Source organism: Huintestinicola sp., from assembly GCF_051882455.1.
Classification (GTDB): domain Bacteria; phylum Bacillota; class Clostridia; order Oscillospirales; family Ruminococcaceae; genus Huintestinicola.
In genome coordinates, this window is record NZ_JBJERV010000083.1 from 1 (window position 1) to 6,073 (window position 6,073).

The 6,073-nt window shown below is 48.6% G+C and carries 7 protein-coding genes; 3 read left to right on the forward strand and 4 right to left on the reverse strand.

Features of this window, described 5'->3' with window-relative positions:
* The 4 genes from ACI4J0_RS10360 to ACI4J0_RS10375 form a co-directional block, all read right to left on the reverse strand.
* Nucleotides 1-469 (reverse strand): DNA alkylation repair protein (locus ACI4J0_RS10360; RefSeq protein WP_439765735.1); only part of this gene is annotated, 469 nt, incomplete at its 3' end.
* A gap of 5 nt (nt 470-474) precedes the next feature.
* Nucleotides 475-837, reverse strand: a complete 363-nt coding sequence (locus ACI4J0_RS10365) for a response regulator (protein ID WP_439765736.1) — start codon at nt 835-837, stop codon at nt 475-477.
* A 21-nt stretch (nt 838-858) separates the two neighbouring features.
* Nucleotides 859-1,854 carry an aromatic acid exporter family protein gene (locus ACI4J0_RS10370; protein ID WP_439765737.1) on the reverse strand — a complete coding sequence of 332 codons (996 nt, stop codon included), beginning with the start codon at nt 1,852-1,854 and terminating at the stop codon, nt 859-861.
* A complete protein-coding gene (locus ACI4J0_RS10375; RefSeq protein WP_439765738.1) occupies nt 1,851-2,657 on the reverse strand; it encodes a metallophosphoesterase in 807 nt (268 codons plus the stop codon). The genes ACI4J0_RS10370 and ACI4J0_RS10375 overlap by 4 nt, the downstream gene beginning before the upstream one ends.
* Nucleotides 2,658-3,384: 727 nt before the next feature.
* On the opposite strand from ACI4J0_RS10375, the gene epsC reads away from it, so the two are divergent.
* From epsC to ACI4J0_RS10390, 3 genes are all read left to right on the forward strand, one after another.
* Nucleotides 3,385-4,083: a serine O-acetyltransferase EpsC gene (gene epsC / locus ACI4J0_RS10380; protein WP_439765739.1), complete on the forward strand. Its 699-nt coding sequence runs from the start codon at nt 3,385-3,387 to the stop codon at nt 4,081-4,083.
* A gap of 23 nt (nt 4,084-4,106) precedes the next feature.
* Complete coding sequence (cysS, locus tag ACI4J0_RS10385; RefSeq protein ID WP_439765740.1) at nt 4,107-5,525, forward strand: cysteine--tRNA ligase; 1,419 nt, start codon at nt 4,107-4,109, stop codon at nt 5,523-5,525.
* A 12-nt stretch (nt 5,526-5,537) separates the two neighbouring features.
* Nucleotides 5,538-6,073: peptidylprolyl isomerase (locus ACI4J0_RS10390; protein WP_439765741.1), on the forward strand; the 536-nt coding region annotated here is incomplete at its 3' end.

The following is a 6,073-nucleotide window of genomic DNA, read 5'->3' on the forward strand; positions in this document are numbered from 1 at the left end:
CCATTTCCGGATATTCGTCCTTAAAATCCTCGTCAAGGAAAAGCTGCATAAGAAGCTTTACCGCAAATCTCACAGTGTATGTATGCTCCGAGCCTATCCACACCCTTATCTTTTCAAGCACCTCTTCCTTGTGCCTTGCAAAAACGGGAAATGAGCCCTGGTCGCAGGTCGCCCAGTTGTCAACATAGGGCAGAAATTCTTCCACCTTTGAAATGCAGGCACCGTAGTCCCTGATGTGAGAAAGAATGAAGAAATGAAGCTGATTTTCCTCAAAATATCCGTGAGGAACATCTGCAAGAAAATCCTCCGCCCCCTCCGAATACAGTCTCTTTGCCATTTTACGCAGCAGAGGAGTCCTCACCCCGATAATGCTCTCCTCGGGAATATTCGGGATAAGCCTTGCCTGAAAGCTCTGATACTTTTCGTCCCTGTTTTCGAAAAGCTCTTTTCTGATATGGTCCGTCAGCATTTTTTTCACCCCAGCGCTGTCTGAATTTTGCTCAGCAGCTCCTCCTGCTTAAAGGGCTTGCCCACGCAGGCAGCTACTCCCATTTCGGCAGCCCTGTCAAGGCTCTCCCTGTCCTCTGCGGCAGTGAGCAGGATAATGGGGATATCTCTGCCCTCCTCAGATTTTCTGAGCTTTTCAATTACCTGAAATCCGTCCATCTCGGGCATTAAAAGGTCAAGCAGGATAAGGTCGGGCCTTTGTTCCCTGACAGCGTTTAAACATTCTGCGCCCGAAGCGGCTTTGACCGTTTCATAGCCTGCTTTTTTCAGAATAAATTCCGTCATTCTGAGATTCATTATCTCGTCGTCCGTAATGATTATCCTTTTCATAAAAATACCTCCGTCAAAATATTATGCAGTATAATTTATCCAGTATCTTTTCTTTTCATTCTCATCGAGAGCATTTGCAAAATCCGCCTTGAGGGCAACAAAATTTTTCAGGTCGCAGAGAATGTGATAGAGCAAAGCACGGTTTTCAAATTCCTGACGGCTTTGGGGGAGAGCCTCCTCCGAATAATAGGAAAACAGCCCGTCAATATCCTCAAGAAGCCCCACGGCGTCATTTATCTCACTGAACTGCCTGCTCATTTCATTAAGGAAATCGGCAATAGGCTCGGCGTATGAGGTAACGATGCTCAGCCGCTTGATGTCGGTAAATATCCTCATAAGAATGACGCACTGCTCCATTCTCATTCCCACGTATTTGTAAAAATAATCCTTCTCGCTCACAAAGGAATTGCCGATGTATTTCACCGATTCCCTGCGCAAAGCCTCAAGCAGGCGGTCGGTTTCCTTAAAGCAGCTGCCCGTGTAATCGGACTTGTCCTCCGCAGTGATATACACAGCCATACGCCCGATAATACGCCGTATTTTATCGTCTGTTTCCTGCTGTATACGTCGTATCTTGCGGGTGTTTGAGGGCATAAAAATGTTGAGCAGCACGCCTATGCCCGCACCTGCCGCCAGCAGCATAAGCTCGTTTCCCATCATCGGCAGAGAAATGTCACCGGAGACAAAATAGTGAGTAGCGATAACGCTGTTCATCGCCACCGCCTCGCTCATATCCAAAGCGCCGCACAGGGTGAGAAACAGCATCAGCACCGCTCCGAGCTGCAATAAGCCGAACCCGCACAAACCGAATATCAAAGCGCATAAAGCGGTAACTCCGCAGAAAGCGATAAGCCTTTTAAGGGTTATCGTAAGGGTCTCCTTTCGGGTGTCCTGAATTGTGAGCAGGCAGATAATTCCCGCAGATACGGCGTACTCAAGCCCCAGGGCATATGATACAGCCGCCGCCGTTACCGCTCCTGCGGATATTTTTATGATCTTCACAGGGTCTATGTTCAAGAATTTTCCTCACTTTCGGGCAGAATGTCAATTATTACCAGCTCGGGGTTGTTAAATATACGGGGAATAACATTTTTTGTCCGAGAAAGCCCTCTGCTCACTATCATGCAGTCATCATCAAACTCGTACATTCCCCCCGCATATTCGGGAAACAGACCCTGATCTGGAGAAAATAATCCGTTTATCAGATAAGGCACGCGCCATTGACCGCCGTGAGCGTGTCCCGAAAGCACAAGGTCGAATTTACCGAAGGAGCGGTAATATCCGATTTTCTCGGGATAGTGGGCGAGAAGCACATTGAAGCCGTTTCCCGCTTCCTTTGCGCATTTCTCCACGCTCCCGTCAAAGGTGAGCCTGCCGTCGCCCGTAGACGATGCGCCGCAGATGGTTATTCCCATAAAGCCGACGTTCTCTCCCTCAAGAACGGTGATGCCCATATCAGCCGCTTCCTGTTTGAAATTTGCCCAGCCGTCCTTTCTCATTTCGTGATTTCCCGAAACATAAAAGAAGGGGTATTCAGAGACAGCGGCTTTCAGAAAGATACGTGTATTTTCATTATCCCTCACATCGTCGAAAATATCGCCCGTCAGAACAATAACATCGGGTGAGCTCGCGTCAACAGCTTCAAGCAGAGTCTTCATATCCCTGCCGTAATATTCGCCGTGCAGGTCGGATATCTGTGCTATACGCACAGGCTTGGTGATCTTATCCGTAAATATTTCATATGAAACGGTTTTAAGCGGAAAGCTGACTGCCGCGAGTATGAAAAAAATTATCAGCAGCAGAATAAGGAGCAATTTCAAAATGCGCCTGCTCCCGGGCTTAGGAGACGTTCCCATCTGATACCTCCATAACTTCTTTAATATAATTATACTATATTTCTCCATTTATGTCAATCGTCCGAAAAATATTTACAAATAAAAATCTCTTTGCCTATTGCAATTTTTTTAGCGGCGTGGTATAATACATTTGTTATGTAATATTATAAAGGCTCAGCGTTCAGAGTAACCGTTCGAGAGCTTCTGCAGAGAGCGCCGATTAGGTGTGAGCGGCGTGAATATCATCGGTGAAGTGCGTTCGTCAGCCTGACAGAGGAAGTATGCCTTATGCATATGCGTATGCTGTCACGGGAGGTCGCCGTTATACGACATTATGAGGACATGACTGTATAAAACAGCCTGTCAAATTGAAGTGGGACCACGCCGGTAAAGAAATTTCCGCCGTCTTCAGAATTTTCTGAGGACGGCTTATTTTTTTGTTTGGTGATATTATCAAGTCGAAGGGATAAACGTCCGCATATAATATGATAAAGGCGTTTCATACTAATCTTTAATCGTTCTGTAGACAAAGACGGCAGATAGAACGCTGCCAATCTAGGAAAGCGACCGCAGGCGGGCTGTCGCCCGGCAAGGGAGCTTGACGACGAGTGGCTGCGTTATAGCTGTCGGATTTGTCTATAGGTTGGTTAAAGATTAGTATCAACACTGCCCAGGTTTTCGGGCAAAAAAAATAGTATAAGCGAGGGAGCATATGAGCAGCTTAGGCACACTTTTGGAACATTTCAAAGCGGATATCGAGTCTGTCAAGCAGAGAGACCCTGCGGCAAAGAATACTCTTGAGATAATTCTTACCTATTCGGGACTTCACGCAGTGGCAGCGTATCGCGTATCACACTTTTTTTACGAGAAAAAGCTTTACCTTACGGCAAGGGTGATCTCACAGCTTGCGAGATTTTTCACAGGCATAGAGATACACCCGGGCGCAAAGATAGGCAAGGGACTTTTCATCGACCACGGCATGGGGGTCGTTATCGGCGAGACCACCGAGATAGGGGATAACTGCCTTATCTATCAGGGCGTTACCTTAGGCGGAACAGGCAAGGACCACGGAAAGCGCCACCCCACTCTGGGCAACAACGTTATGGTTGGCTCGGGCGCGAGAGTGCTTGGACCCTTTAAGGTCGGCAACAACGTAAAGATCGCCGCAAATGCGGTGGTGCTTGAGGCGATCCCCGACAACTGCACAGCAGTGGGCGTTCCCGCAAGGATAGCGCGCTGCAACGGCAAGCCTACCGCAGACCTTGACCAGGTGCATATCCCCGACCCTGTGGCACAGGAGCTCTGCAAGATGTCCGTAAGGCTCAACAGGCTTGAAAAGCAGCTGGGTGTAAATGTCCCCGAGGCGGATAAGACGGACGTCTGCTTCAAAGCCGAGGATAATAAGAAATAATCAAATATAAGGAGTTAAAAAATATGAAGCTTTACAATTCGCTTTCCCACGAAAAGGAAGATTTCAAGCCCATTGTCGACGGCAAGGTAAGTATGTACACCTGCGGTCCTACCGTATATCATTTTGCACATATCGGAAACCTCAGAAGCTATATCATGGAGGACGTTCTGGAAAAGTATCTGAGATTTTCGGGCTATGACGTTAAGCGCGTTATGAACATCACCGACGTGGGACATCTCACCGGCGACGGCGACACAGGCGACGACAAAATGCTCAAGGGCGCAAAGCGTGAGCATAAGACCGTTATGGAGATAGCCGATTTTTACACCAAGGCATTCTTTGCTGACTGTGCCGAGCTTAATATCAAGACCCCCGACGTGGTGGAGCCTGCAACGGGCTGCATTGACGATTTCATCAAGGTGATATCCTCCCTTATCGAAAAGGGCTTTGCATACGAGGCAGGGGGCAATATCTACTTTGATACGTCTAAGCTCAAGGAATACTATGTTTTTGGTGATTTCTCAGAAGAGGACTTAGCTGTGGCAGTCCGCGAGGGAGTTGACGAGGACGGAAACAAGCGCAACAAGGCGGATTTCGTTCTCTGGTTCACCAAATCAAAGTTTGACGACCAGGAGCTTAAATGGGACAGTCCCTGGGGCGTGGGATATCCCGGCTGGCATATCGAGTGCTCCTGCATAAGCATGAAGCACTTAGGCGAGTATCTTGACCTCCACTGCGGCGGTATAGACAATGCCTTCCCTCACCACACCAATGAGATAGCCCAGAGCGAAGCATATCTGGGTCATAAGTGGTGCAACTACTGGTTCCACGTACATCACCTCAACACAAGCAGCGGCAAGATGAGCAAGTCCAAGGGCGAATTCCTCACCGTTTCCCTGCTCAAGGAAAAGGGCTATGACCCCATCGTTTATAGATTTTTCTGCCTCCAGTCCCATTACCGCAAGTCTCTCGTATTTTCTTATGAAAACCTTGACAATGCTGCGGGAGCATTTGCAAAGCTTGTGGCAAGGATAGCAAGGCTTCTTTCCGAGCCTGCTTCTGATATCGACAAGGCAGCATATGACGAGCTGATGAACGGCTTCAAGGCTGCTCTTGACAATGACCTTAACACATCTCTCGCCGTGACCGCCCTTTACGATGTACTCAAGGCGGAGACCAACGCCTCCACAAAGCTTGCGCTCATTGCCGAGTTTGACAAGGTGCTGTCACTTGACCTTATCGGTCACGCAAAGAAGGCAGAGGAGAAGAACGCTTCCGCCGAGGACGATATCCCCGAGGAGATAAAGGCGCTTGCAGAGCAGAGAAAGGAAGCCCGCAAGGCAAAGAATTTCGCCCTTGCAGACTCTCTCAGAGACAAAATAGCAGAGCTTGGATATGTCATCGAGGAGACCCGTCAGGGCACAAAGATAACAAGAAAGTAAGGCTGTGAATAAATGCAGACAAAGACCATAAAAGTGCGCAAATCCACCGTTTTTCTGCTGCTCATTTTCATAATGGGAGCCATAATGGTGACAAGCGTGGTGAAAAGCTACACGAAATACGCCGAGGAGCAGCAGACCCCTGCCGCCGATACCGCGGCGGATTATTCCGATATGGAGCTTATACAGCTTGCCCCTCCCGCCGAGGGAGCGGAGAAAGCGGTCATATCCACCACCGCAGGGGATATCACTCTTGTGCTTTATCCCGAGGAAGCGCCCGAGGCTGTCCGCAGATTTAAGAGCGAAGCCGAAAGCGGCGTTTATGACGGCATGAAAGCAGGGCTTTACGATCTCAAAAGCATTTTCACTCTGGATTCCCCAAGCGAGGAGCCTTATTCTCCCGAGCTCAGCGTAAATTTGTGGCCCTTCAAGGGAGCGGTATGTATGACCGAAAAGGGCGACATTGTTTTTATCAACTCGGTGGAGCTTTCGGAAGATGAAAAGGAGTATCTCAGAAGCGATGAAAGCGAGCTGAAAGAGGTCAGCAGGAC